The 25942-nt window shown below is 71.7% G+C and carries 22 protein-coding genes; 12 read left to right on the forward strand and 10 right to left on the reverse strand.

From position 1 onward, the window contains the following. The first annotated feature begins 146 nt into the window (after positions 1-146). Positions 147-1736 carry a phosphoglycerate dehydrogenase gene (serA, locus tag IE252_RS21025; protein ID WP_190090988.1) on the forward strand — a complete coding sequence of 530 codons (1590 nt, stop codon included), beginning with the start codon at positions 147-149 and terminating at the stop codon, positions 1734-1736. 135 nt (positions 1737-1871) lie between these two features. After that, entirely contained in the window at positions 1872-2468 is a 597-nt protein-coding gene (locus tag IE252_RS21030; RefSeq protein ID WP_190090989.1) for a TetR/AcrR family transcriptional regulator, read from the forward strand. On the opposite strand, the gene IE252_RS21035 is transcribed toward IE252_RS21030, so the two are convergent. Continuing rightward, positions 2457-3626 carry a PucR family transcriptional regulator gene (locus IE252_RS21035; protein WP_229848686.1) on the reverse strand — a complete coding sequence of 390 codons (1170 nt, stop codon included), beginning with the start codon at positions 3624-3626 and terminating at the stop codon, positions 2457-2459. The two genes, IE252_RS21030 and IE252_RS21035, sit on opposite strands and share 12 nt — an antisense overlap. Before the next feature lie 184 nt (positions 3627-3810). Between IE252_RS21035 and IE252_RS21040 the strand changes: the two genes are divergently transcribed. Both IE252_RS21040 and pruA read left to right on the forward strand, forming a co-directional pair. Beyond that, positions 3811-4737 carry a proline dehydrogenase family protein gene (locus tag IE252_RS21040; RefSeq protein WP_190090991.1) on the forward strand — a complete coding sequence of 309 codons (927 nt, stop codon included), beginning with the start codon at positions 3811-3813 and terminating at the stop codon, positions 4735-4737. A gap of 34 nt (positions 4738-4771) precedes the next feature. Continuing rightward, positions 4772-6403, forward strand: a complete 1632-nt coding sequence (gene pruA, locus IE252_RS21045) for an L-glutamate gamma-semialdehyde dehydrogenase (protein ID WP_190090992.1) — start codon at positions 4772-4774, stop codon at positions 6401-6403. A gap of 82 nt (positions 6404-6485) precedes the next feature. Here the strand turns inward: pruA and IE252_RS21050 are convergent, their stop codons facing one another. Beyond that, positions 6486-7352, reverse strand: a complete 867-nt coding sequence (locus IE252_RS21050; RefSeq protein ID WP_190090993.1) for an alpha/beta fold hydrolase — start codon at positions 7350-7352, stop codon at positions 6486-6488. 109 nt (positions 7353-7461) lie between these two features. Beyond that, positions 7462-8166 (reverse strand): nitroreductase family protein, encoded by a 705-nt coding sequence (locus tag IE252_RS21055; RefSeq protein ID WP_190090994.1) that lies wholly within the window; start codon positions 8164-8166, stop codon positions 7462-7464. A gap of 66 nt (positions 8167-8232) precedes the next feature. On the opposite strand from IE252_RS21055, the gene IE252_RS21060 reads away from it, so the two are divergent. Next, positions 8233-8775: a GNAT family N-acetyltransferase gene (locus IE252_RS21060; RefSeq protein ID WP_190090995.1), complete on the forward strand. Its 543-nt coding sequence runs from the start codon at positions 8233-8235 to the stop codon at positions 8773-8775. 13 nt (positions 8776-8788) lie between these two features. On the opposite strand, the gene IE252_RS21065 is transcribed toward IE252_RS21060, so the two are convergent. Next, a complete protein-coding gene (locus IE252_RS21065) occupies positions 8789-9637 on the reverse strand; it encodes an NAD-dependent epimerase/dehydratase family protein (RefSeq protein WP_190090996.1) in 849 nt (282 codons plus the stop codon). A 123-nt stretch (positions 9638-9760) separates the two neighbouring features. On the opposite strand from IE252_RS21065, the gene IE252_RS21070 reads away from it, so the two are divergent. After that, positions 9761-10594 carry a helix-turn-helix transcriptional regulator gene (locus IE252_RS21070; protein WP_190090997.1) on the forward strand — a complete coding sequence of 278 codons (834 nt, stop codon included), beginning with the start codon at positions 9761-9763 and terminating at the stop codon, positions 10592-10594. On the opposite strand, the gene IE252_RS21075 is transcribed toward IE252_RS21070, so the two are convergent. The 4 genes from IE252_RS21075 to IE252_RS21090 all read right to left on the reverse strand — a co-directional run bounded on the left by IE252_RS21075 (position 10584) and on the right by IE252_RS21090 (position 14994). Continuing rightward, positions 10584-12632, reverse strand: coding sequence for a phosphocholine-specific phospholipase C (locus tag IE252_RS21075; protein WP_190090998.1), 2049 nt, complete (start codon positions 12630-12632; stop codon positions 10584-10586). The genes IE252_RS21070 and IE252_RS21075 overlap by 11 nt on opposite strands. Positions 12633-12789: 157 nt before the next feature. Then, a complete protein-coding gene (locus tag IE252_RS21080) occupies positions 12790-13536 on the reverse strand; it encodes a hypothetical protein (protein WP_229848672.1) in 747 nt (248 codons plus the stop codon). After that, a complete protein-coding gene (locus tag IE252_RS21085; RefSeq protein ID WP_190090999.1) occupies positions 13533-13883 on the reverse strand; it encodes a PadR family transcriptional regulator in 351 nt (116 codons plus the stop codon). The genes IE252_RS21080 and IE252_RS21085 overlap by 4 nt, the downstream gene beginning before the upstream one ends. 109 nt (positions 13884-13992) lie before the next feature. Continuing rightward, positions 13993-14994: an NADP-dependent oxidoreductase gene (locus IE252_RS21090; RefSeq protein ID WP_190091000.1), complete on the reverse strand. Its 1002-nt coding sequence runs from the start codon at positions 14992-14994 to the stop codon at positions 13993-13995. A gap of 101 nt (positions 14995-15095) precedes the next feature. Here IE252_RS21090 and IE252_RS21095 point away from each other — a divergent pair, with 101 nt between their 5' ends. Beyond that, positions 15096-15980: a LysR family transcriptional regulator gene (locus IE252_RS21095; RefSeq protein WP_190091001.1), complete on the forward strand. Its 885-nt coding sequence runs from the start codon at positions 15096-15098 to the stop codon at positions 15978-15980. 377 nt (positions 15981-16357) lie between these two features. On the opposite strand, the gene IE252_RS21100 is transcribed toward IE252_RS21095, so the two are convergent. Further along, positions 16358-17932, reverse strand: coding sequence for a purple acid phosphatase family protein (locus tag IE252_RS21100; protein ID WP_190091002.1), 1575 nt, complete (start codon positions 17930-17932; stop codon positions 16358-16360). 231 nt (positions 17933-18163) lie between these two features. Here IE252_RS21100 and IE252_RS21105 point away from each other — a divergent pair, with 231 nt between their 5' ends. Beyond that, positions 18164-19204, forward strand: coding sequence for a 3-isopropylmalate dehydrogenase (locus IE252_RS21105; RefSeq protein WP_190091003.1), 1041 nt, complete (start codon positions 18164-18166; stop codon positions 19202-19204). 240 nt (positions 19205-19444) lie between these two features. After that, complete coding sequence (locus IE252_RS21110) at positions 19445-20530, forward strand: branched-chain amino acid aminotransferase (RefSeq protein ID WP_190091004.1); 1086 nt, start codon at positions 19445-19447, stop codon at positions 20528-20530. 310 nt (positions 20531-20840) lie between these two features. Here the strand turns inward: IE252_RS21110 and IE252_RS21115 are convergent, their stop codons facing one another. After that, a complete protein-coding gene (locus IE252_RS21115; protein WP_190091005.1) occupies positions 20841-22268 on the reverse strand; it encodes a cytosine permease in 1428 nt (475 codons plus the stop codon). Positions 22269-22445: 177 nt separating this feature from the next. On the opposite strand from IE252_RS21115, the gene ureA reads away from it, so the two are divergent. From ureA to IE252_RS21130, 3 genes are read left to right on the forward strand one after another with little or no spacing between them, the layout of a single operon-like run. Continuing rightward, positions 22446-23150 carry an urease subunit gamma gene (gene ureA, locus IE252_RS21120; RefSeq protein WP_190091006.1) on the forward strand — a complete coding sequence of 235 codons (705 nt, stop codon included), beginning with the start codon at positions 22446-22448 and terminating at the stop codon, positions 23148-23150. Next, on the forward strand, positions 23147-24880 hold the full coding sequence (locus tag IE252_RS21125) for an urease subunit alpha (RefSeq protein ID WP_190091007.1): 1734 nt from the start codon (positions 23147-23149) through the stop codon (positions 24878-24880). Before ureA ends, IE252_RS21125 begins: the two co-directional genes overlap by 4 nt. Positions 24881-24891: 11 nt before the next feature. Next, positions 24892-25926 (forward strand): agmatine deiminase family protein, encoded by a 1035-nt coding sequence (locus IE252_RS21130; RefSeq protein ID WP_190091008.1) that lies wholly within the window; start codon positions 24892-24894, stop codon positions 25924-25926. The last annotated feature ends 16 nt before the right edge of the window (positions 25927-25942 follow it).

Below are 25942 nucleotides of genomic sequence, written 5' to 3' on the forward strand. Positions count from 1 at the left end.
CGGAAAACCCCGACTTGAGCACCACTACACTGCTGCTCAATACATCGCGTCAGGCCCACAGCGTCGTGCGTCTTCCACGCGGCTAGCACCCTCCACCGCCTGCGGCCGTCGGGACGGCCGTCCGCATTGGACTTGTGAGGACTCACGTGAGCTCGAAACCTGTCGTACTCATCGCTGAAGAGCTGTCGCCCGCCACCGTCGACGCCCTCGGTCCGGACTTCGAGATCCGGCACTGCAACGGAGCCGACCGCGCCGAACTGCTGCCCGCCATCGCCGACGTGGACGCGATCCTGATCCGCTCCGCGACCAAGGTCGACGCCGAGGCCATCGCCGCCGCGAAGAAGCTGAGGGTCGTCGCCCGCGCGGGCGTCGGCCTCGACAACGTGGACGTCTCCGCCGCCACCAAGGCCGGCGTGATGGTCGTCAACGCCCCGACCTCCAACATCGTCACCGCCGCCGAGCTCGCCTGCGGTCTGCTGGTCGCCACCGCGCGCAACATCCCGCAGGCCAACACCGCGCTGAAGAACGGCGAGTGGAAGCGGAACAAGTACACCGGCGTCGAGCTGAGCGAGAAGACCCTCGGCGTCGTCGGCCTCGGCCGCATCGGAGTCCTGGTCGCCCAGCGCATGTCGGCCTTCGGCATGAAGATCGTCGCGTACGACCCCTATGTGCAGCCCGCGCGCGCCGCGCAGATGGGCGTCAAGCTCCTCACCCTCGACGAGCTGCTCCAGGTCGCGGACTTCATCACCGTGCACCTGCCCAAGACCCCCGAGACCCTCGGCCTCATCGGCGACGAGGCGCTCCACAAGGTCCAGCCGCACGTGCGGATCGTGAACGCGGCGCGCGGCGGCATCGTCGACGAGGCCGCGCTGTACTCGGCGCTCAAGGAGGGCCGCGTCGCGGGCGCGGGCCTCGACGTGTACGCGAAGGAGCCCTGCACGGACTCCCCGCTCTTCGAGCTCGACCAGGTCGTCTGCACCCCGCACCTGGGCGCCTCCACCGACGAGGCCCAGGAGAAGGCGGGCATCGCGGTCGCCCGCTCGGTGCGCCTGGCGCTCGCCGGCGAGCTGGTGCCGGACGCGGTCAACGTCCAGGGCGGCGTCATCGCCGAGGACGTCAAGCCGGGTCTGCCGCTCGCCGAGCGCCTGGGCCGGATCTTCACCGCGCTCGCGGGCGAGGTGGCGGTCCGCCTCGACGTCGAGGTGTACGGCGAGATCACCCAGCACGACGTGAAGGTGCTCGAACTCAGCGCGCTCAAGGGTGTGTTCGAGGACGTGGTCGACGAGACCGTCTCGTACGTGAACGCCCCGCTGTTCGCGCAGGAGCGCGGCGTCGAGGTCCGCCTCACCACGAGCTCGGAGTCGCCGGACCACCGCAACGTGGTCACCGTGCGCGGCACGCTCTCGGGCGGCGAGGAGGTGGCGGTCTCCGGCACGCTGGCGGGCCCCAAGCACCTCCAGAAGATCGTGGCGATCGGCGACTACGACGTGGACCTGGCGCTCGCCGACCACATGGTCGTGCTGCGTTACGAGGACCGCCCGGGCGTCGTCGGCACGGTCGGCCAGATCCTCGGCGAGGCCGGGCTGAACATCGCCGGAATGCAGGTCGCTCGCGCGGAGGAGGGCGGCGAGGCCCTCGCGGTCCTGACGGTCGACGACAGCGTGCCGCAGCCGGTGCTGACGGAGGTCGCGGACGCGATCGGCGCGACGTCGGCGCGGTCGGTGAACCTGGTCTGAGACGGTTGCCCGCGCCCCTGACTACCTAGGGGCGCGGGGAACTGCGCGAGCAACCCAGCACGGTCCCCAGACGAACCCCGAAGTCCGTATACGCTTGTCTTAGACATCCGTCTGCGGGCCTAGTACGCTGCCCGCATGGGACACCGTGAGGATCTACTGGACGGCGCCAAGCGCTGCCTGCTGGAGAAGGGCTTCGCGCGCACGACCGCGCGGGACATCGTCAAGGAGTCGGGGACGAATCTCGCGTCCATCGGCTACCACTACGGATCCAAGGACGCGCTGCTCGCGCAGGCCTACATCGCCCTGGTCGAAGGGGTCTCGGACGCCTTCGACGCCCCCGAGCAGGTCGCGGCCACCGAGCCCGGCTCCCTGGAGCGCTTCCAGGAAGTCTGGTCGAACATCATCGCCACCATGGAGCAGCCCGGCTCGATGTGGCACCTCAGCATGGAGATCGTCGTCATGGGCGACCAGCTGCCGGGGGTCCGCGACCATCTGGCACAGGCCCAGCGCGAGGGCGCGCGCGGCATCATCCCCATGTTCATGGGGGGCGAGGAGGCCGAGGTCGGCGACGACGAGGTCGACACGCTCGGCAAGCTCTACATGACGATGATGATGGGGCTCATCGCCCAGTGGACCTTCGACCCCGGCACCGCGTCGAGCGCGGCCGAGCTGACCGAGGGCCTGCGGCGGCTCATCGCGGCGGCCGGACCCGCCAAGCCCTCACAGGCGTGACGCCTTCAGCGCCATGTGCAGCAGCAGCCGGTCCTCGCCCTCGTCGAGGTCGAGGCCGGTGAGCTGCTCGACCCGGGAGAGCCGGTAGTAGAGGGTCTGGCGGTGGATGCCGAGCGCCGCCGCCGTACGGCCCGCCTGGCCCGCGCAGTCGAGGAACACCTCGGCGGTGCGGGCCAGTTCGGTGTGCGAAGGGGTGAGCAGGGCGCGGACCGCCACGTCCTGGGGCGCGGTGTCGGGGAGCGCGGTCAGCAGCCGGTACGGGCCGATCGCCGCCCACTCCGCGACCGGGCCGAGCCCGGGCTCGGCAAGCGCCGCCCGGGCCGCCGAGGTGGCCTCGTGCCAGGAGGCGGGCAGCTCGCCCAGGCCCCGGCGGGCCAGCGCGACCCCGGCGGCGGCGCCCGGCCCCGCCGTGGCGCGCAGCCGTTCGGCGGCGGTCAGCGCGGGCGCGAGCGCGTCGGCCGAGCGGAGCCGGACGAGCGCGCCCAGCGCCTGGGCGGGCGGGGCCGGTGAGGGCTCGCCCTCCTCGCCGTGCGCCCCCCATGGCACCGCGCACAGCGCCGCCGTCCCGGGGACGGTCCGTACCGACGGGGTCTCCTGGGGCCAGGGGCTGACGCAGACCACCGCGTGCAGGCCGTCCGCGTCCGGGCCGAGCGCCGCGCGCAGGGCCGCCGTCGCCATGTCGCGCTGCCAGCCCCGCCCGGCGGTCAGCGCCGCCCGGAACTCGCGCGAGAGGTCGGCGCCCGCCTGGGTCTCGTCGGCGAGCAGCCCGCCGATCCGGGCGGCCACCTCCATCGCGGCGGTCAGCCGGTCCTCGGCCGGGCCCGGGTCGGCGTCGAGCAGCCATACGTAACCGAGCACCACACCCCGGTGGCGGACCGGCAGGCAGACGCGGTCGCGGAAGACGCCCGCCTCGGGGGCCGCCGGGATGCGGACCGGGCCGGTCGCGCGGGTGATGCCGAAGCCCTCGAACCAGGCGCGGACCGCCGGGGTGGAGCGGCGGGTCAGGATCGAGCGGGTGCGCACCGGGTCCATGGCCGAGTCGTCCTCGGAGTCGTGCGCACCGAACGCGATCAGCCCGAAGTCCCGGTCCTCCAGGGTCGCGGGGGCACCGAGCAGCGCCGAGATCTCATCGACCAGGTCCTGGTAGTCGCCCTTCACAGCAGCCATTCTCGCGCATATCGGCGCCGCCTTCAGACATCTGTCTGAGATGCGGGGCACGGATGCGTGACAGGTGTCGATGGCAGAGGATCGGAAGGATCCTTAGGTTTCACGGTGGTTCTCCGTGCCGTTCCCGGATCGTCGGGTTTCGGCCCCCTGCTACCCCTTTCCATGGAGGTGCCCCGTGCTGGGTCCCGTGATCCTCGCCGCGTCGCGCAGCGACAAGATGCGCCGTTTCATCTCGGCCGCGCCCGGCACCAAGCAGGTCGTCGACCGCTTCATCGCCGGGGAGACGGTCGAGCAGGTCGTGCCGATCGTCAAGGACGCCGCGGGCAAGGGCCTGGAGGTCACCCTGGACGTGGTGGGCGAGGACATCACCACCGTGGAGCAGTCGTACGCCGCGCGCGACGCCTACCTCCAGCTGATCGAGCGCCTCAAGGACCTGGACCTGGGCACCCGCGCCGAGATGTCCGTGAAGCTCTCCATGTTCGGCCAGGCGCTGGAGGGCGGCCACGAGCTGGCCCTCGCCAACGTCCGCCCGGTCGTCGAGGCCGCCGCCGCCATCGGCACCACGGTCACCCTGGACGCCGAGGACCACACCACCCTCGACTCGATGTTCGCCATCCACGAGGAGCTGCGGAAGGACTTCCCGCAGACCGGCTGCGTCATCCAGGCGTACCTCTTCCGCACCGAGGACGACGCCCGCCGACTGTCCGCCGCCGGCAGCCGCGTCCGGATCGTGAAGGGCGCCTACAAGGAGCCCGCCTCCGTCGCGTACCAGGACAAGGGCGAGATCGACAAGGCGTACGTCCGCATCCTGAAGATCCTCATGGACGGCGAGGGCTACCCGATGATCGGGTCGCACGACCCGCGCCTGATAGCCATCACCCAGGAGCTCGCGCGGCGCGCCGGGCGCAAGCTGGACGAGTACGAGTTCCAGATGCTGTACGGCATCCGCAGCGACGAGCACGTGCGCCTCGCGGCCGAGGGCCACCGGATGCGCGTCTACACGGCGTACGGCACCGACTGGTACGGCTACTTCATGCGCCGTCTGGCGGAGAAGCCCGCCAACCTGCTCTTCTTCGCCCGCTCCATCCTCACCAAGGGCTGAGCCCACCACCCCTCATCAAGGAGTTCAGAGACTCATGGACGCTGTGACCCAGGTCCCCGCTCCCGTCAACGAGCCGGTGCACGGCTACGCCCCGGGTTCGCCCGAGCGTGCGCGCCTCGAAGCCAAGCTCAAGGAGCTGGCCCAGAACCCGATCGAGCTGCCGATGACCATCGGCGGCGAGAAGCGGATGGGCGGCGGCGAGCGCTTCGACGTCGTGCAGCCGCACAACCACCAGTCCGTCATCGGCACCTACGCCAACGCCACCACCCAGGACGCGCAGGACGCCATCGACGCCGCCCTCGCCGCCGCCCCGGCGTGGCGCGCGATGGCCTTCGACGACCGCGCCGCGATCATCCTGCGCGCCGCCGAGCTGCTCGCCGGCCCCTGGCGCGAGACGCTGGCCGCGTCCACGATGCTCGGCCAGTCGAAGACCGCCCAGCAGGCCGAGATCGACACCCCGTGCGAGCTCGTCGACTTCTGGCGCTTCAACGTGCACTACGCCCGCCAGATCCTGGCCGAGCAGCCCCCGGCGAACTCCCCGGGCGTGTGGAACCGCATGGACCACCGTCCGCTGGAAGGTTTCGTCTACGCGATCACGCCGTTCAACTTCACGGCCATCGCGGGCAACCTGCCGACCGCCCCGGCCCTGATGGGCAACGTGGTCGTGTGGAAGCCGTCCCCGACGCAGACCCACGCCGCCGTGCTGCTGATGCAGCTCCTGGAGGAGGCCGGGCTGCCCAAGGGCGTCATCAACCTGGTCACCGGCGACGGCCTGGCCGTCTCGGAGATCGCGCTGAACCACCGCGACCTGGCGGGCATCCACTTCACCGGTTCCACCAAGACCTTCCAGCACCTGTGGAAGACGGTCGGCACCAACATCGAGAAGTACCGCACCTACCCGCGTCTGGTCGGCGAGACCGGCGGCAAGGACTTCGTCGTCGCGCACCCCAGCGCCGACCGCGCGATCCTGAAGACCGCCCTGACCCGTGGCTCCTTCGAATTCCAGGGCCAGAAGTGCTCCGCCTCCTCGCGTGCGTACGTCCCGGCGTCGATCTGGAACGACGGCTTCAAGGAGGAGTTCGCGGCCGAGGTCGACGGCATCACCATGGGTGATGTCACCGACCTGTCGAACTTCATCGGCGCCGTCATCGACGAGCGCTCGTTCGCCAAGAACAAGGCCGCGATCGACCGCGCCAAGGCCGACGCCTCCTGCACGATCGTGGCCGGCGGCACCTACGACGACTCGGTCGGCTACTTCGTCCGCCCGACCGTCATCGAGTGCTCGGACCCGGAGAACGAGGTCTTCACGACCGAGTACTTCGGCCCGATCCTGGCGATCCACGTCTACGAGGACGACAAGTACGACGAGATGCTGGCCCAGATGGAGTCGGTCTCGGACTACGCCCTCACCGGCTCGGTCATCTCCGGCGACCGTGCGGCGGCCGCGTACACGATGGACAAGCTCCGCTACGCGGCGGGCAACTTCTACATCAACGACAAGTCGACCGGTGCCGTCGTCGGCCAGCAGCCCTTCGGTGGCGGCCGCGCCTCGGGCACCAACGACAAGGCGGGCGCCCCCCAGAACCTGATGCGCTGGACGCTGACCCGCGCCATCAAGGAGACCCTGGTCCCGCCGACCGACTACACGTACCCGCACATGGGCTGACGTCTGGTCACTTCTGAACCCCGCCCCCGTCCTTGGTCCCCCAACCGAGGACGGGGGCGGTTTCCATTTGGGGCCTACGGGCTTACAGCCTGCGGGTCAGGAAGTCGTCGATCAGCGAGGCGATCTGGGCCGCGTGGGTCTCCAGGGCGAAGTGGCCGGTGGGCAGGAGGTGGACCTCCGCCTCGGGCAGGTCGCGCAGGAAGGCGAGCGCCCCGGCCGGGACGAAGATCTCGTCGTGGGCGCCCCAGGTCGCCAGGAGCGGCACCTGGGAGTCGCGGAAGTACTCCTGGAAGGCTGGGTAGAGCGCGAAGTTGGAGCCGTAGTCGGCCATCAGGTCGAGCTGGACGGCGTCCTGTCCCTCGCGGGCCATCAGGGCGGCGTCGTAGTGGTACGCGTCCGGGCTGACCAGGGACGGGTCCGGGAGGCCGTGCAGATACTGCCACTTGATGCCCTCCAGGGAGCTGATCTCCCGCACCGGCGCCTCCGTCTCGGGCGTGCGCTCGGCGATCAGGGCGAGCGGCGCCTCCCACGCCTCGCCCAGGCCCTCGGTGTACGCGTTGCCGTTCTGCGTGACGATCGCCGTGATGCGCTCGGGGTGCGCGAGGGCGAGCCGCAGCCCGATGGGGGCGCCGTAGTCCTGGATGTAGAGCGCGAACCGGGTGAGGCCGAGCTGCTCGGTGAACTCCCCGGTGAGGGCGGCCAGGTTGGCGAAGGTGTACGCGTACTCCTTCGCCGACGGCGCCGAGGAGTAGCCGAAGCCGAGGTGGTCCGGGGCGATCACGTGGTAGCGCGCGGCCAGCTTCGGGATCAGGTCGCGGAACATGTGGGAGCTGCTGGGGAAGCCGTGCAGGAGCAGCAGGGCGGGGGCGTCGGGCGAGCCCGCCTCCCGGTAGAAGATCTCCTGGCCGCCGACGACCGCCGTCCGGTAGTGGATCCGCTCCGCGCTCATGTCTAACCCCTCAAAGCTTGTTTACCGGTTGTCGTGGTGTGCGAGTAGCCAACCACGGATCGGTGTAACCGGTCAAGTGTCTTTGAGGGGTTAGAAGAATGGGCGGGAGTCAGATCTCCACCAGCACCTGCTCCAGCGACTTCCGTACGAGGTCGGGGACTTCGCAGCCCTCGGCCGGATAGCCGACCGGGATCACCGCGAACGCCTTCTCGTTCACGGGGCGGCCCAGCACCTCGCGCAGGAACCGCATCGGGCTCGGCGTATGGACCAGTGCGGCAAGTCCGCTCTGGTGCAGGGCGCTCAGGAGCATCCCGACCGCGATCCCGACCGACTCGTCCACGTAGTAGTGCTTGTGCTTGGTGCCGTCCTCGGCCAGCCAGTACCGCTGCTGGAAGACCACGATCAGGGCCGGGGCGTCGGTCAGATGGCTCTTCACGGCGTCCGTGCCCAGCGGGCGCAGCGCCGCCAGCCACTCCTCGCCGAGCCGGCCGTCGTAGGAGACGCGCTCCTCGTGCTCGGCCGCCTCCCGTATTCGGCGCCGTATCTCCGGATCGCGCACCAGGACGAAGGTCCAGGGCTGCTGGTGCGCGCCCGAGGGGGCGGTCGCCGCGCAGGCGACGGCGTCCCGGACGGCCTGCTCGGGGACCGGGTCGGGGGAGAACTGGCGTACCGTACGGCGCTGCCCCATCGTCTCGCGCAGCGCCGCCGCGCGCGCCAGGGACTCGGCGGCGGGCATCCGGTCGGGGCGGTAGGGGACCGGGCGGTAGGGCTCGCCGTGGGTCGGGGTCCACTGCTGCTCTGTCGTCGGTGACATGGAAGCGAGTCTGGAGCAGCCGTGCCCGGCGCGGAAGGACGCGAAGCGGCCTGCCACAGTGGGCGCATGACTGAGTCTCAGCACACCGCGCACACCTCGCAGCTCGGCCCGGACGGCCTGCCGAGAATCCGCGAACTGCTCGACACCGCCTTCGGCGGGGACTTCAGCGACGAGGACTGGGACCACGGGCTCGGCGGGGTCCACTCGTTCCTGGACGACGAGAAGGGGCTCGCCGCGCACGGCAGCGTGATCATGCGCCGGGTGCTGCACGGCGGCCGGTCCTACCGCGTCGGCTACGTCGAGGCCGTCGCCGTGCGCGAGGACCGGCGCCGCCAGGGGCTCGGCGGGCGGGTGATGGCCGCCCTGGAGCACGTGATCGACGAGGCGTACGAGTTCGGCGCGCTCTCCGCATCCGACGAGGGCGCCGAGCTCTACCGGGCGCGCGGCTGGCAGGTCTGGCCCGGGCGGATCGAGGTGCTGAGCCCGGCCGGGGTGGTGCGCCTCGCCGAGGAGGAGGGCACCACCTACGTCCGCCCGGCCGCGGGCGGGCGGCTGCCCGACCCGGCGCGGCCGCTGGTCTTCGACTGGCGCGACGGCGACGTGCTGTGACGGCGGTTCGGGGCTACAGGACGCCCGCGTCCCGGGCCGTCCACACCGACGGGTACAGCGGGCGGAAGCCCAGCTCGTCGCGGATCCGCAGGGTCGACACGATCGTGTAGAACGGGTCCGGGTCGGTGCGCCGCGCCAGCTCCGGCGGCACCTCCACGCCGTTGAGCTGGTGCAGCTCGACCGCCGTCACCGGGCAGTCGTCCGCGATGTTGTACTTGCGGCCCGCCACCCCCGGCGCGTACAGCAGCCGCGTCAGGCCCTGCGCCACGTCCGCGTGGTGCACCATCGGCAGCCGCTGGGCCGCGGCCCACTGGCCCGCCCAGTGCACCGAGTAGGCCAGGTGCGGGTCGCCCTCGCCGTAGACGAAGGCGAGCGCGCCCACGCGCACGTCCAGACCGTGCTCGCGGTGCAGGGCGAACAGGCCCTCCTCGGCGGCCGCCTTGGACTCCGCGTACGTCCCCCACAGCGGGCCGCCGGGCAGCGGCGCGTCGTCCTCGGTCAGCGGACGCCCGCGCCCCAGGCCGTACGCCAGGTTCGACGACACCTGCACGAACCGGCTCACCCCGGCCTCCAGCGCCGCCCGGCCGAGCGAAATCGCCGCGTCGTGGTTGACCGCGCGGTTCTCCTCGTCCGGCACGTTCCGGTACGCCACCGCGAGGTTCACCACCGCGTCCACCCCGGCCAGCGCCTTCGCCACGGACTCCTCGTTCCGCACGTCGCCGACCGCCACCTCATGGGCGCCGAGGGCGGCACCGCGTGCCTCGTCGCGCACCAGGACCCGCACCACGTCGGCCCGCTGGACCAGCCTCGGCACGAACCGCCGGCCGACCTCGCCCGTCGCCCCCGTCACCAGAATCCGCATTGCCCGCTCCTCTCGGTTGCCTGGCCCCAGCGTGGCGCGAGGCGGCCGGCGGCGGGAGGGACGTCCTCATCCAGGGAGCGGGACTCCCTGGATACGGACCGTGGTCACCGGCATGCTGAGGGAGTGGACAGAGAAGAACTCGCGGACTTCCTGCGGCACTGCCGGGCCCGTCTCGAACCGTCGGACGTCGGCCTCGCGGCCGGGCCCCGGCGGCGGACGGCCGGGCTGCGCAGGGAAGAGGTCGCCCAGCTCACCGGGATGTCGGCGGACTACTACACCCGGCTGGAGCAGGCCCGCGGCTCGCGCCCGTCCCGGCAGATGCTGACCGCGCTGGCGCGGGCGCTCAGGCTCAGCCGGGACGGGCGCGACCACCTCTTCCACCTCGCCGGGGAGGAGCCCCCGCGCGAGCGGCACGGCTCGGTCCACGTGCGCCCCGGTCTGATGCTCATCCTCGACCGGCTGCACGACGCGCCCGCGCAGGTGATGAGCGACTGGGGCGAGGTGCTCGCCCAGAACGCGATGGCGGCCGCCCTGGTCGGTGAGTCCGCGCCCGGCCGGAACATTATCCGCGGCTACTTCACCGAGCCCGCGCTGCGCGCCCTCTTCCCGCCCGAGGACCAGGCCGAGCACGCCCGCAGCCACGTCGCCCAGCTGCGGGCGGTGCTCGCGGCCCGCCCGGACGACCCGGAACCGGCGGCCCTTGTGGCCGAACTGCGCGCGGTCAGCGAGGAGTTCTCGACGCTCTGGGACGAGCACGAGGTGGAGACGCGGCACGCCAAGGTGAAGCGGTTCGTCCACCCCGTGGTCGGTCTCCTGGAGCTGGACTGCGAGGTGCTGCTGAGCTCCGGCGAGGGGCAGTTCCTGGTGGTGCACTCGGCCCGCCCCGGCACGGAGGCCCACCAGCGGCTCGAACTGCTGCGGGTGGTGGGCCTCCAGGATCTGACGGTCAGCCGCTGACCGAGGCCGCGCCGGTCTCGATGTGGCCGGTGTAGCGCCGCGACCACGTCGGGTCGACGTCCGCCGTGACCGTGTAGTCGTACCACCCGTTGTGGTACGCCACCGCGTTGAAGAAGTCCTCGGTCGAGCCGCCCGCCGGGACCTGGTACGTCCAGGGGCCGTCGGTGCGGTAGTTGTTCGCCTTGACGGTGAAGGTGACCGCGGCCGACGAGGTGTTGGTCAGCTTGAACCAGATCGCCATCTTGCCGGTGCCGCTCTCCACCCCGTACCGGGCCGCCACCTCGATCGCCTTGCCCGCCTTGGTGGCGTCCCCGGTGAACCGGCGCTGGAAGCGGTTGGGCCCGACCATGGTGAAGTCGTACGCGCCGCCGCCGAACCCGGTGCCGATGTGGAAGTAGTCGGTGGCCGTGCCGCCCGCGTCGACCGTGTACTGCCAGGGCGTGGTGTCGCGGTACGCGTTGGGGTGGATCGAGAGGTGCGCGGCGGCGGAGGCGGGGGCGCCCTGGTTGGCCATGGTGAACCAGGCCAGGATCTTCCCTGCGGCACCGAACTCGAAGTGGTCGAGGTTGCCGTTCGGCTGGTACGGCAGCGCGCGGGCCGGGCGGGTGCCGGGCTCCTGCGCGGGCAGCGCGTTGTTCTGCGGCGCGGGGTTGGGCAGCGGGGCGCAGTTCACCCCGAGCGCCTTGGTGGCGGGCAGCCCCGAGGGCACTCCGTACACCGGGTTCGCGAAGTCGAAGACGCCGGTCAGGTCGCCGGTGACCTTGCGGCGCCAGGCGCTGATGTTGGGGCAGGCGGCCGGGGTGCCGAGCGCGGCCGTCCAGGTCTCCAGGAAGCGCAGCACCGACGTGTGGTCGAAGACCTCGGAGGAGACCCAGCCGCCGCGCGTCCACGGCGACATGACCAGCATCGGCACCCGGAAGCCGAGCCCGATCGGGACGCCGCCGAGGAACTCGCCCGCCGCGCCCGCCGGGGGAGAGGGCGGCGGCACGTGGTCGAAGAAGCCGTCGTTCTCGTCGTAGTTGAGGAACAGGACGGTCGAGTCGAACACCTCGGGGTTCGCGGCGAGGGCCCGGTAGACCAGGTCCACGAAGTGCGCGCCGTCGCCGGGCGGGGCGTACGGGTGCTCGGAGAACGCCTGGTTGGCCACCACCCAGGAGACCTGGGGGAGGGTGCCCGCGAGCGCGTCCGCCTTGATCGCGGCGGCGATGTCGTCGGGCGTGGAGCCGGTCGCGGCCGGGACCGAGGACATGCCCCGGTCGTGCAGCGGGTTCCCGGCCGGGGCGTCGGTGAACTTCTTGAAGTACGCCAGGCCGTTGTCGCCGTAGTTGTCATTGGCCTTCTGGTAGACCTTCCAGCTGACCCCGGCCCGCTGGAGGGCCTCCGCGTACGCCTCCCAGGTCAGTCCGGACTCCTCGCCGCCGTCCTTGCTGGCGGCGTCGACCTTGCCGCTCCACAGGAAGGTGCGGTTGGGGCCGGTGGCGCTGAGCGCCGAGCTGAAGTAGGCGTCGCAGATGGTGTAGTTGTCGGCGAGCGCGTAGTGGAACGGGATGTCGTCGCGGTCGAGGTAGCCGAGCGAGCGGACGTTGCCGACGCCGGCGACCCAGTTGTCCAGGCGCCCCTTGTTCCACGCCGAGTGCTGCGAGGTCCAGCTGTGCGGCAGGTCGCCGGTGCACTGGGCGAGCGTCTTGCCGTCGGCGCCGCCGGAGGCCGGGGTGGAGCTGAGCTTCCACGGGTACTGGCGGCTCAGACCGTTGGGCTGGTTGAAGACGGGCTGGCCGCCGGAGAGCAGGATCCCGCTGCGGTCGCCGAAGCCGCGCACGCCCCTGAGGCGGCCGAAGTAGTGGTCGAAGCTGCGGTTCTCCTGCATCAGGATCACCACGTGCTTGACGTCCCCGACCGTGCCGGTGGCCGAGGCGGCCGCGGCGCTCCCGGCCGTGACCGCGGCCCCGTCGGCCGCCTCGGCCGTGCCGGGCAGCACGGCCCCGGCCGCCACACCCGCGCCGAGCGCCACGAATCCCCTACGACTGATCGGCGTCATCCGCCCGCCCCTTCACTCCCCGGTGCCCCTGCGGCACATCGAGCGCAAGGGTGCGGGTGACCAATGGTCTGGAGCTAGACCTCTCCAGGGAGGGAATCGTGAACACTCGGTCAACGGGCGGGTTTTGGCTGTTCACAAGCGTGTGCGTAGGTCGCGCTCAGGCATCCTCGACGCCCCGCGCGACCTCCCGCTTGATGCGCTGCCAGGCCAGGGCCACGCCCACCGGGGCGGCGACCGCCGCGCCGATCAGCGCCGGGTAGGCCACCGAGTCGCCGCCGTAGTGGACCGCGGTCGCGGTCGCCGTGCCCGAGACGACCGCCGCGGCCACCATCTGCTTGACCTTTCCGCGGTACCGATCGCTGAGGAAGAGCTGCTTGGCGGGCGGCGCCACCAGCTCGTCGAGCCCGGCCGCGGGACCGGCGCTCGCCGCCTTGGGGCGCTTGAAGTACATGAAGAACATCCACTGCCCGCACAGCTCCCAGCCGTCCGGGGCCAGCCCGGCCGTCACCGACTCGCGCTCGGCCGTGTTGTTCCCGGTCTCGCGCCGGTACTCCCACCGCATCGCCGCCGCCGGGTCGCGGCGGCAGACGAACCGGCCGAGCCGGTCCAGGCCCTCGACCTCCCAGCCCTGGTCGCCGTAGTGGTTGAGGTACTTGCGGTCGGTGTAGATGTCGGCGGTCCACTTCCAGGTCTCCGCCTCGGCGCCCGGCTCCTGGGCCCGGCCCCCGGTGAGCCGGGCCGCGAAGTCCTCCGGCGCGCCGAACTCCTCGTACGGATCGGTGGACCCGGACTCCGTCAGATAGCCGGTGAGCTCGGCGACGTTCGCCGCCACCTCGCCCGGCGGCATCCCCGAGGCGCGCAGCTTCTCGGCGAGGGCCCGGAAGTAGTCCTTCTGCTCGCTCATGACGGTCGTCCCCCTGGTGTCGCGCTGGTCAGCATGGTCTGTACGGAGGTGTGGAACTCCAGCCAGGACGCGCCCTGTTCGGCGAGCGCCCGGTGGCCCTCCTCGGTCAGCCGGTAGTACCGGCGGCCCGGCCCGCGCTCGGCGGCGCGGAACTCCCCGACGGCGAGCCCGGCCTCTTCGAGCCGGTTCAGTACGGGGTAGAGCGTCCCGCCCTTGATCTCCCCGAGCCCGGCCGCGGCCAGGGTCTTGGAGATCTCGTAGCCGTAGCTCTCGCCCCCGGTGAGACAGGTGAGGACGAGGAGGTCGAGGACGCCCTTGAGCCAACTGGATCTGCGGTCTGCGGCCATGCGTGTATTCCAGCACTAGCTAGGTAGGAATGCAAACTAGGTGCCGTGCCTCACTAGGTTTCGTACCTCACTGGGTTGCGGTGTCGAGGCCGGTGTCCGACGCGGCGTATCACTCGCCCACGCGGATCAGCATCTTCCCCGTGTTGCCGCCGCGCAGCATGCCGATGAAGGCGTCCACCGTCCGCTCGATCCCGTCGACCACCGTCTCGTCCGACACCACCCGCCCCGACCGCAGGTGCGGCACCAGGAACTCCTCCAACTCGCCCTGTACGTCACGGTGGTTGCGCACCAGGACGCCCTCCAGGCGCAGGCTCTTCTCCACCACCGAGTAGAGGTTGCGCGGGGCCGCGGGCGGCGAGGCGAGGTCGTTGTACTGGGCCACCGCGCCCACCCAGGCGATCCGCCCGTGGTCGCGCAGCGCCGAGATCGCGCCCTCCAGATGGTCGCCGCCCACGTTGTCGACGTATGCGTCGATGCCGTGCGGGGCCGCCTTCGCCAGCTGCTCGCCCACCGGGCCGTCGTGGTAGTCGAAGGCGGCGTCGTAGCCGACCGCTTCCGTCAGGAAGTCCACCTTCGCGGCCGATCCCGCGCTGCCCACGATCCGGCCGGCGCCCAGTAGCCGCGCGATCCGGCCCGCCGCCGTGCCGACGCCGCCCGCGGCCGCCGAGACGAACAGGTCCTGGCCGGGCCGCAGTTCGAGGGTGCGGGTGAGCGCCACGTACGCGGTGAGGCCGGTGCCGCCGAGGATGCCCAGATGCGCGGAGAGCGGCACGCCCTCGTACGACGTGATCGTGCGCGTCCCGTCCACGCCCAGCGTGACCAGCGCGTGGGTGCGCCAGCCCTGCCGGTGGAAGACGAGGTCGCCCTCGCGCAGGCCGGGGTCGAGGGAGGCGACGACCCGGCCGAGCGCACGGCCCTCCAGCGGCGCGTTCAGCGGGTCGAAGTCCATGGCCTCGCGGTGGTACGGGTCCACGGAGAGGTAGAGGTTCTGCACGAGGGCGGTGCCGGGCGCGGGCTCGGGGACCGGGCCCCGCACGAAGGCGAAGTCGTCGGGGGAGGGCAGGCCCTTGGGGCGGGCGGTCTGGTGCACGGTGAGCGAGGTCGTCGTCATGGGGGAGACGCTAGGAAGGAATGCGCGGGCCGGGCAGGGGGTTGCGTCGATGGAACCGCCCGATCCATCGATTTCGCTCATACGTCCAGGTGGGAGCCCTGATGCCGAACGACCTCGCCCCGCGTGAACTGCGTGTGCTCGCCGCCGTCGAGCAGGAGCGCAGCTTCTCCGGGGCCGCCGTGGCGCTCGGTATGACCCAGTCGGCGGTGTCGCACTCGGTGCGGTCGAGCGAGGCCAAGATAGGCGCGCTGCTCTTCGAGCGGGGCCGCGGCGGTGCGATCCCGACGCCCGCGGGGGCCAGGGCCGCCGGGTACGCCCGCCGGGTGCTGCGGATGCTCGACGTGCTGGCGGCCGAGGCGCGCGGCGCGGCGCCCGACCCGGCGGGGGACACCGTGGCGGGGCCGCTGCGGATCGCGGCGTTCCGCAGTGCCGCGCTGCATCTGCTGCCGCCCGCCCTGGAACGGCTCACCGCCCGGCATCCCGGGATCACCCCGCAGGTCCGGGTGGTGCGGGAGCTGGGGCCGGGGACGGTGGGGGAGGTGGCGGCGGGCCGTGCGGACCTGGGCATCGCGACGATCGGGACCAGCTCGCCGGTGCCGCCGGGGCTGGTCGGGGATGTGTTGCTGGAGGAGGGGTACGCGCTGGTCCACCCCTCGGGGCACCCGGCGCCGCGCTCGCTGCCGCTGGTCGACTGGATGGAGAACTGCTCCTCGTACACCCGGGAGTGGTGGGCCGAGCAGGACTGGATCCCGGCGGCGACGGTTCAGGCGGAGGACGACGGAGCGGTGCTCTCGATGGTGAGCAGTGGTTTCGGTATGGCGATCATGCCGGAGCTGTCGCTGACCGGAGCGCCGCACACGGTCGAGATCACTGATCTCGGAGTGGAGCGGCCGACGCGGTCCGTGGGCTATGTGACCACGCCCGAGCTCGCCGGGACGGTCGCCGTCCGCGCGCTCATCCGGGAGCTGCGGGCGCTGCGGCGGTGAGGTGGCGGTGACATGGAGGTGGGGCGCCGTCTCAGATAGTAGGAAGTCCGAGTAATTGTGGAGACAGAAGCGGAGTCCTCCCTTAGCTTTGTAGAAGCCGAACGTCTCGCTAGATCCAGCGAATGGCGGTCGCGAGCGCGGTGCCCCTTGGCAGGCAACCCCTGCGGCAGCGCTCCCCGCCCCTTCCGGCGCCTCGATATCCCCGTGATCTCAAGGAGTCGATCCCTCATGTCCGAGACGACGACCGTCCGCCGTGTCCGTCACGCTTCCCGTACGAACGAATCCGACCGTAAGAACGCCGCCGCCGCCCTCCAGCGTGCGCTTGACCGGAGGGACAACGGCGGCTCAACCGGGCACTAGGCGCGCGGGAGCGCCCCTTAACGCCCGCGCTCGATCTCGAAGTGGTCGATTCTCGCGCCCGACTCCGCCAGGGCCGTCACCGTCATTCTGGGGTGGTGGCCCGCCTGGACCTCCACCGCCAGGAACGAGTAGCCGGTGAAGCGGACCCGGGACCACTCCACGGTCTCGGTCTCCTTCTGACGGCCCTTGACCCAGTGGTAGCTCGCGACGCTCTCCTGGTCCTTGACGTGGCCCTCGTAGCTGTCGGGGGCCGGGAAGTCGTAGAGCGAGCGGCCCGCGCCGCCGGCCGTCACGTACACGATGCCGTCCCGCGTCGGGTCGGTGCGCTCGCCGATCGGGACCTTGCGCCCGACCGTGTTTGCCTTGATCGCGTCCGTGCGCTCGTACACATGGTTGTGGCCGTTGATGACCAGGTCCACCTGGTGCTTCTCGAAGAGCGGCACCCAGGACTCGCGCACCCCGCCCTCGGAGGCGTGCGCGTTGGTGGTCGAGAAGGCGCAGTGGTGGAAGAAGACCACGATGAAGTCGACGTGCCGGTCGGCCCGCAGCTCGGCCAGGCGCTTGTCGAGCCACTGGGTCTGCTTGCCGCCGCTGATCCCGTAGTTGGCGGGGATCTCGTACGAGACGTCGTTGGCGTCCAGCGCGACCACGCCGACGTTGCCGTGCACGAACGAGTACACGCCGGGCTGGTTGACCGGGTCCGGGCCGTTGTCCGGCAGCGACCAGCGGGCGTTCTGGCCGCCGTAGCCGTCGGGCGAGTACCAGGCCTCCATGTCGTGGTTGCCGGTGGTCACCATCCACGGCACGGTCTTGGCGACCGACTCGGTCTGCGCCAGGAACTGGTCCCAGGTGCGGGCGTCGTAGCTGTCGCCGGAGGTGCCCGAGCCGGACGGGTCGGCGTAGCAGATGTCGCCCGCGTGCAGGTGGAACGCCGGGTTCTGACCGAGGATCAGCTGGTCGTTGCCGAGCGCGTGGTAGCTGACGCCCTGGTCGCCGAAGGCGGTGAAGGTGAACGACTCGGCGCGCTCGGGCGCGGTGGTGAAGGTGCCGAGCGTGCCCAGGTTGCGCGGGTCGGCCGGGTCGAAGCCGTCGTGGCCGACGCCGTAGTAGTACGTGGTGCCCGGCCGCAGCCGCTCCAGGCCCGCGTGCACGTAGTACTGCTCGGCCGCCGCGATCTTCCCGCCGTTCAGGACGGGCGTGGTGAGGTGGCGCACCTCGGCGCCGATCCGGTGGCTGAGCGCCCACGGCTTGAGCCCGATCCGGATGTACGGCCGCCGCACCGCGAACGGGACCTGCCAGGAGACCGTCATCCGGGTCTTGGGGTCCGCGCCGTACGCGAGGTGCCGCCCGAACGGGGCCACCAGCGAGCCGTCCACCTCGGGGCCGCGCGAGGTGAGCACGGTGGGCGCGGCCTGGGCGGGCGACGACGTGGCGAGTCCGGTGCCCACCCCGGCACCGGCGATCGCGGCGGTCGCCACGGAAGTACGCAGTACCCCGCGCCGCGTCAGCCGCGTACGCAGGTACTCGTGCTGCTCGGCCATGCTCATACGGCCGGCGAGCTTCTCGGGTATACCGAAACGAGGGATGTCCATGGCCGGAAACGTCCTCTCCTCAGACGACGCGAATCTCACCACCGGGTGAACGGGGCGCGTACAGCTCCCCATGCAACTCCCCGGAATCTCCCCGCACATCACCCCTGACAGCCATTCGGCGGCCGCCCGGAGGGGCTATGGCGATGGCTCGCCCCGGACCCGAGCCACGCAGGGATGTCCGCATGATGGACTCAACGTGTCAATGAATGGGACGCGGAGTACGGTGCATTCATGTCTCGCAGCATCGATCTCGCAGTGATCCCCGGTGACGGCATCGGCCAGGAAGTGGTGGCCCAGGGCCTCAAGGTCCTCAATGCCGTCCTTCCAGCGGACGTGAAGCTGGAGACCAAGGAGTACGACCTCGGCGCCCGGCGCTGGCACCGCACCGGCGAGACCCTGCCGGACGCGGAGCTCGACGCGCTGAAGACGCACGACGCGATCCTGCTCGGCGCCATCGGTGACCCGAGCGTCCCGTCCGGCGTCCTGGAGCGCGGTCTGCTGCTGAAGCTGCGCTTCGCCTTCGACCACTTCATCAACCTGCGCCCGTCGAAGCTGTTCCCGAACACCGAGACCCCGCTCGCCGGCCGCCCCGACATCGACTTCGTCGTCGTCCGCGAGGGCACCGAGGGCCCGTACACGGGCAACGGCGGCTCGCTGCGCACCGGCACCCCGGCCGAGGTCGCCACCGAGGTCAGCGTGAACACGGCGTACGGCGTGGAGCGCGTGGTGCGCGACGCGTTCGCCCGCGCCCAGGCCCGGCCGCGCAAGAAGCTGACGCTGGTCCACAAGAACAACGTCCTGGTCTTCGCCGGGCACCTGTGGAAGAACATCTTCGACACGGTGGCCGAGGAGTACCCGGACGTCACCACCGACTATCTGCACGTCGACGCCGCGACGATCTTCTTCGTCACCCAGCCCGAGCGGTTCGACGTGATCGTCACCGACAACCTCTTCGGCGACATCCTCACCGACCTCGCCGCGGCCGTGACCGGCGGCATCGGCCTGGCCGCGTCCGGCAACATCAACCCGACCGGCGCGTTCCCCTCGATGTTCGAGCCGGTCCACGGCTCCGCGCCGGACATCGCGGGCCAGGGCAAGGCCGACCCGACCGCCACGGTCCTCTCGGTCGCCCTGCTGCTGCGCCACCTCGGTTACGAGGCCGAGGCGGCCCGGATCGAGGACGCCGTCCAGGCCGACCTGGCCGCGCGGGACGGCTCCGCCCGTACCACCGACGAGATCGGCGACGCGCTCGCCGTACGCGTATCGGGCTGACCCGAGCGCTCTTCCCCAAGAAAGCCGCCGGGTCGCACCAGCACCCGGCGGCTTTTCCTGTACGGCCCCGGGGTGCCACCATCAGTCCCTGGGCCGCGAGCACACCGTTTCTGTCATGGTCCCGCACGAGCGATAATCGAACGTGGGACCGCGGCATGCGGAGAAGCTCGGACGTCCCGGCAGCAGCCGGGGCGGCGTGAGCGCGGTCCGACCCACACAACCGGTGAAGGACACGCAACCATGACGACGCCCACGATCGAGCTCAAGCCGTCCGCGAACCCGCTGTCGGACGCGGAGCGTGACGCGATCCTGGCCAGCCCCGGATTCGGCCGCCACTTCACCGACCACATGGTGACGGTCAAGTGGACCGAGGGCCGCGGGTGGCACGACGCGGAGCTCACTCCGTACGCGCCGCTGTCGATGGACCCGGCGAACATGACGCTGCACTACGCGCAGACGATCTTCGAGGGTCTGAAGGCCTACCGTCAGCCCGACGGTACGGTGGCGACCTTCCGCCCCGAGGCCAACGCGGAGCGCTTCCGCTCCTCGGCCCGCCGGATGGCGATGCCCGAGGTGCCGACGGAGCTGTTCATCGCCGCGTGCGACGCGCTGATCCAGCAGGACAAGGGCTGGGTGCCGTCCTCCGGCGAGGCCTCCCTCTACCTGCGCCCGTTCATGATCGCGAGCGAGGTCGGGCTGGGTGTCCGCCCGGCCAACGAGTACCTCTTCATCGTCATCGCCTCGCCCGCCGGGGCCTACTTCCCGGGCGGCGTGAAGCCGGTCTCGGTCTGGCTCTCCGAGGAGTACGTGCGCGCCGTCAAGGGCGGTACGGGCGCGGCCAAGACCGGCGGCAACTACGCCGCGTCCCTGGTGGCCCAGGCCGAGGCGGCCGAGCACGGGTGCGACCAGGTGGTCTGGCTGGACGCGGTGGAGCACCGGTGGATCGAGGAGATGGGCGGGATGAACCTGTACTTCGTGTACGGGGACCGCATCGTCACTCCCGAGCTGACGGGGTCGCTGCTGCCGGGGATCACCCGTGACTCGCTGCTGAAGATCGCGCGGGATCTGGGGTACACGGCGGAGGAGGGGCGGATCTCCACGGAGGACTGGAAGCGGGACAACGAGGCGGGGACGCTGACCGAGGTGTTCGCTTGCGGCACGGCGGCGGTGATCACGCCGGTGGGGTCGGTGAAGTCGGCGCGCGCCAACTGGACGCAGGGTGACGGTGAGCCGGGTGCGGTCACGATGCGCCTGCGCAAGGCGCTCCTGGACCTCCAGACGGGTGTCACGCCGGACACGCACGGCTGGATGCACCCCCTGGGCTAAGGGGTTTCAGCCCCCACCCCGCCCCTTCCCCAAACCCTCCGGGGGTGGGGGGAGGGGCGGAGGTGTTTTCCCGGGGGCGACGCCCCCGGACCCCGGGCGGGGCCTGCGGCCCCTGCACCCCGCTTCGGGGCTCCGCCCCGGACCCCGTTGCCCCGTTCGTCTGCGGACCGTGCTGGGTTGCTCGCGCAGTTCCCCGCGCCCCTAGAAGCGCCACTTCGGGCCGCCCCGGGGATTGCCGCGGAGCGGCATTCTTAGGGGCGCGGGGAACTGCGCGACCAGCTACCCACCGGAGCCGCGGATGAACGGGACCTCAGCCCACCTCCACCCCCGGAGGGTTTAGGGAAGGGGCGGGGTGGGGGACTCTCCCCCAGGTCAGCGCCGCGTACGCCGCACCCCCCACCACCCCCGACAGCAGGAAGCTGCAGTCCACCCCGCCGGTGAAGCGCAGCAGCGGGCCCGACCACTGCGGCAGGGACACCGCCAGCAGACCCGCCCCCGCGCCCAGCGCCCACGCGAGCACGGCCCGCCAGTTCCACCCGCCCCGGTACCAGTACGCCCCGCCCCGCGACCGGCGGTTGAAGACCTGGAGGGCGTCCGCGTCGTACACCCCCCGGCACCGCACGAAGCCGATCAGCGTGATGACCGCCCACGGCGTGCCGATCGCCGTGAGGAGCAGCACGAAGGACGTCATCGCGGCCTGTGCGTCCCACGCGTAGTGGCCCGCGAAGACGCACACCGTCGCGACCCCCGCCACCGCGAACGTCGCCTGCGTACGCGACGCACGCGGCAGGATCGCGTCCAGGTCGAGCCCCATCGAGTACAGCATCAGGCCCGCGTTGCCCACCGAGCCCGCCGACGCGGCGAGGAGGAGGGGGACCAGGTACCAGCCCGGGGCCGCCGCGACCAAGGGGCCCGCGTAGTCCGTCGCCGCCCGCGCCGCGTACGCCGTGAACGTGCCGAACAGCTGCGGCACCAGCAATCCGGCCGTCAGCCCCAGCCACGTCGCGTGCAGCACCCGGCGCGGGGTGTGGCGCGACGGCGAGATGTAGCGCGTGTAGTCGCCCAGGAGCGTGATGAAGGCGATCGGGCCGCTCAGCCCGGCCGCGACCAGCGCGAGCAGCCACGTCGGCCAGAACGAGCCGAGGAGGTAGCCGCCCGCGTCGGGCAGCGCGCCCGTCGTGAAGTGCGGGGCGTACGCCGCCACCCCGAGGATCAGCAGCGCCGTCATGCCGACCGCGAGGACCCGGGACAGCCGCAGCAGCACCCGGTACCCGTACACCGCGCCGACCACCGTCGCCGCTGCGAGCACCGCGTACACCACGGCGTACGAGACACCGCCCGTGGGCAGCCCGAACAGCCGGTGCAGGACGCCCGTCATCGCGTCCCCGCCGATCCACACCGTCAGCGCGGTGTAGCCGAGCGAGAGCAGCAGTCCCACCACCGAGCCGACGAGCCGGCCCCGTACCCCGAACTGCGCGCCCGACGACGTCGACAGGTTCGTCGCCGTGCGCAGCGATACCAGCGCCAGCGGGGCCGTCAGCAGCGTGCCGACCAGCGTGCCCGCGACGACCGCGCTCACCGACGCCCACCAGCCGAGGCCGAAGGAGACCGGCAGCCAGCCGAAGACGATCACGCCGAGACAGAGGTTGGAGCCGAGGAGGATCGACACCAGATCGCGCGGACCGCTGGTGCGCTCCGCCTCCGGGATGGTGTCGACTCCGCGCTGTTCAATCGGCATGGGCTGCCCCTGAGTCCTCTTGATGGCTTGGTTTGGCCTGGGTGGCTCGAATGCGGTGGTTCTTTGTTTGAGTGACGTTCAATGTGTGGCATCGCCGCGCGCTCGTCAACCCCCTTGGCTCATGACAGAGCGCGATATGTGTGGTTAGAGTGTTGTTCAAATAGGAGGTGTGCTGGCGTGCGACTTACCCCCACGGAACGTGACCGGCTGCTGCTCTTCGGTGCCGCCGAGCTCGCGCGGGCCCGCCGGGCCCGAGGGCTGCGGCTGAACGTGCCCGAGGCGACCGCGCTGATCGCGGACACCGTCTGCGAGGCGGCCCGCGACGGGCGGCGGCTCGCCGAGGCGATCGAGGCGGCCCGCTCGGTGCTCGGGCCCGACGACGTCCTGCCGGGCGTCGCGGACGTGGTCACCGAGGTGCACGTCGAGGCCGTCTTCGACGACGGTTCGCGGCTCGCGGTGGTCCCGGCGCCCATCCACGGCGCCGCCGGGCTCGGCGAGGACGCGCCCGGCGCCGTCCTGCCCGGGCCCGAGGGCCCCGAACAGCAGCCCGCCGTCCGGCTCGCCGTGCGCAACACCGCGGCCGTCCCGGTCAGCGTGACCTCGCACTTCCACTTCTTCGAGGCCAACCCGCGCCTCGACTTCGACCGCGCCGCCGCGTACGGGATGCGGCTGTGCGTCCCGGCCGGGTCGTCGGTCCGGTTCGACCCGGGCGGCGAGGGCGAGGTCGGGCTCGTCCCGATCGGCGGCGCGCGGATCGCCATCGGCTTCGCCGGGCTCGTCGACGGGCCCCTGGACGCGCCCGGCGCCAAGGAGGAGGCCCTGCGCAGGGCCGCCGCCTGCGGCTATCTGGGCGCCGGCACCTCGGAAGGGACCCCCGCATGAGCAAGCAGACCCGGCACAGCGACCACTGCGCGCCCGGCAGCCGGCACATCGACCCGGACGAGTACGCGGCCGTCTTCGGGCCCCGCGCGGGCGACCGGATCCGGCTCGGCGACTCGGGACTCGTCGTCCGCGTCGAGTCCGACTCGCAGCACCCGGGGGACGAGTTCCTCGCCGGGTTCGGCAAGACCGCCCGGGACGGGCTGCACCTGAAGGCCGCCGCCGTCCGCGAGACCTGTGACGTCGTGATCAGCAACGTCGTGGTGATCGACGCGGTACAGGGCATCCGCAAGGTCTCCATCGGCATCCGCGAGGGCCGTATCCACGCCATCGGGCGGGCCGGGAACCCGGACACCCTCGACGGCGTGGACGTCGTCGTCGGCACCGGGACCAGCATCGTCTCCGGCGAGGGGCTCATCGCCACCGCCGGAGCCGTCGACACCCACGTCCATCTGCTCTCGCCGCGCATCATGGAGGCCTCGCTCTCCTCCGGCGTCACCACGCTCATCGGCCAGGAGTTCGGCCCGGTGTGGGGCGTCGGCGTCAACTCGCCCTGGGCGCTGCGCAACGCGTTCGCCGCCTTCGACGCCTGGCCCGTCAACATCGGCTTCCTGGGCCGGGGTTCGTCCTCCGGCGGCGCCCCGCTGGTGGAGGCGCTCGCCGAGGGCGGCGCCTGCGGATTCAAGGTGCACGAGGACATGGGCGCGCACACCCGCGCCCTGGACACGGCGCTGCGGGTCGCCGAGGAGCACGACGTCCAGGTCGCGCTGCACAGCGACGGTCTGAACGAGTGCCTGTCGGTCGAGGACACCCTGCGCGTCCTCGACGGCCGTACGATCCACGCCTTCCACATCGAGGGCTGCGGCGGCGGCCACGTCCCCAACGTCCTGAAGATGGCGGGCGTGCCGAACGTCATCGGCTCCTCCACCAACCCGACCCTGCCGTTCGGCCGGGACGCGGTCGCCGAGCACTACGGGATGATCGTCTCCGTCCACGGCCTCAAGCCCGACCTGCCCGGCGACGCCGCCATGGCCCGCGACCGCATCCGGGCCGGGACGATGGGCGCCGAGGACGTGCTGCACGACCTGGGCGCGATCGGCATCACCTCCTCCGACGCCCAGGGCATGGGCCGCGCGGGCGAGACCGTGCGCCGCACCTTCGCCATGGCCGGGAAGATGAAGGCCGAGCTCGGGCCCCTGGAGGGCGACGGCGAGGGCGACGACAACGCGCGCGTGCTGCGCTACATCGCCAAGCTCACCATCAACCCCGCCATCGCCCACGGCCTGGCCCACGAGATCGGCTCCATCGAGGTCGGCAAGCTGGCCGACCTCGTGCTGTGGCGGCCCGCCTACTTCGGCGCCAAGCCGCAGATGGTGCTCAAGTCCGGCTTCCCCGCCTGGGGCGTCACGGGCGATCCCAACGCGGCCACCGACACCTGCGAACCCCTCGTCCTCGGCCCGCTCTTCGGCGCCCACGGGGCGACCCCCGCCGAGCTCTCCGTCGCCTTCGTGGCCCGCGCCGCCCTCGACCAGGGGAGCGATCTGATGCCCACCCGCCGGCGCCGGGTCGCCGTGCGCGGCACCCGTGGCATCGGCCCCGCCGACCTGGTGTTCAACTCCCGCACCGGAGCCGTCGACGTGGACGGCCGCACCGGTCTGGTCACTCTCGACGGCGACCCGCTGCGCTCCGAGCCCGCCGACTCCGTCTCCCTCAACCGCCTCTACTTCCTGTAAGGACCCGCCTGATGTCTGCTGCCGCCGACGGCTTCCGCATGCCCGCCGAGTGGGCCCCGCACGAGCGCACCTGGATGGCGTGGCCGGGCCCCAACGTCACCTTCCCGAACGAGGCGGAGCTCGCCGAGTCCCGCGCCGCCTGGGCCTCCGTCGCCCGCGCCGTGCGCCGCTTCGAGCCGGTCACCGTCGTCTGCGGCCCCGGCCAGAGCGCGGCGGCGGCCGCCCTGCTCGGCCCGGACATCGACCTCGTGGAGCGCGAGCTCGACGACGCCTGGATGCGCGACATCGGCCCCACCTTCCTGACCAACGGCACCGAACTCGCCGCCGTGGACTGGACGTTCAACGGCTGGGGCGCCCAGGACTGGGCCCGCTGGGAGCACGACGCCAAGATCGGCGCGTACGTCTCGGACCTCGCCGGGGCCCGTACGTACACCTCCCGCCTGGTCAACGAGGGCGGGGCGATCCACGTCGACGGCGAGGGCACGGTGCTGCTCACCGAGTCCGTGCAGCTCGGGCCCGAGCGCAACCCCGGCTGGACCCGCGAGCAGGTCGAGGCGGAGATCCACGGGATGCTCGGCACCCGCAAGGCGATCTGGCTGCCGCGCGGCCTGACCGCCGACTACCCCCCGCACGGCTACGGCACGCTGGGCCACGTCGACATCGTCGCCGCGTTCGCCCGCCCCGGCGTGGTCGTCGCCCACACCCAGCCGGACCCGGCCCACCCCGACCACGAGGTGTGCAAGGAGAACGTGGCGCTGCTGCGGAGCCAGACCGACGCCCGGGGCCGCGGCATCGAGGTCGTGGAGGTCCCCGCCCCGACCGTCCTCACCGACGACCACGGCTGGGTCGACTACTCGTATATCAACCACTACCTCTGCAACGGCGGCGTCGTCCTGTGCGGCTTCGACGACCCGAGGGACGAGAACGCGGCGGGCATCTTCCGCCGTCTCTTCCCCGAGCGGACCGTCACCCTCGTCGACGCACGTACGATCTTCGCTGGGGGCGGTGGCATCCACTGCATCACCCAGCAGCAGCCCAGGGTGTGATCAGCCGGGGTGTGAT

Origin of the sequence: Streptomyces melanogenes (assembly GCF_014649795.1) — a bacterium.
In the GTDB taxonomy this organism is placed as follows: Bacteria; Actinomycetota; Actinomycetes; order Streptomycetales; family Streptomycetaceae; genus Streptomyces; species Streptomyces noboritoensis.